This is a genomic window from Oleiphilus sp. HI0117 (assembly GCF_001635235.1).
Window position 1 is genome coordinate 1 of the sequence record NZ_LWGA01000478.1, and the last position, 793, is coordinate 793.

Below are 793 nucleotides of genomic sequence, written 5' to 3' on the forward strand. Positions count from 1 at the left end.
TACTCCGAATATATCGGGTGCCGGTGTGGCGGGTACTTTACGTCAATATCTACTCGATAACGCTGCTTTAACAGGGCTAGCGCTTCGTGAAGCGGAAATTAGTATCGAGGACTCAAAGTCTGCAGACGGTTTAGCTGTTATCAATAGTGTCTTTGGTCTTTGGCCAGTGAAAGAATTTGCTGGTAAGCGCTATGCAATACATAAAAATTGTGGAATCATTCAGTCTCATTTGAAGACTAGCTTTTCATATTAAATAACCTTTTTCGACATTAACTATCGTGCCTGCAAATCGCTCTTTTATCGCTCGTTTTATTCTGCTGCTTATTATTTTTGTGCTGATGCTCAGTGCCGGTATATATCGTTATTATCAATCTGAATTAGAGCGAGCAATAGCCTTTCCACGAGACGTTCTCGAAATAGAAATACCCAAAGGCAGTAGCTTCAACTCAGTGTTGAGGAACTTGATTGAAAAAGGGGCTGACATTAACCCCTGGGTCGCAAAGGTCTACGCAAAGCAAAATAAGCTTGCTAGTAAAATTAAAGCAGGTGAGTTCAGTCTACAAGGGCCTATGACGCTTCCTGCTATTTTTGAGTGGCTGACATCCAATAACCAGATTCGTTACCAGGTTCAGTTTATCGAAGGAACGAGCTACAGAGATGCCTTAAAGACCCTGGCGCTTCAAGAGAAGCTAAGTAAAACCTTGGAAGGGAAGAGCGATGATGAACTTATCCAGGCATTGAACTCTAAGAACGATATAAAGCACCTGGAAGGGCAGTTCTATCCTGATACTTA

2 protein-coding genes are annotated in these 793 nt (G+C 42.1%); both read left to right on the top strand.

Annotated elements, in window-relative coordinates:
* The coding region (locus A3757_RS05440; RefSeq protein WP_197469828.1) for an aminotransferase class IV at positions 1-253 on the top strand (253 nt) is incomplete at its 5' end.
* Positions 254-278: 25 nt separating this feature from the next.
* On the top strand, positions 279-793 hold a 515-nt coding region (locus tag A3757_RS05445), incomplete at its 3' end, for an endolytic transglycosylase MltG (RefSeq protein ID WP_197469830.1).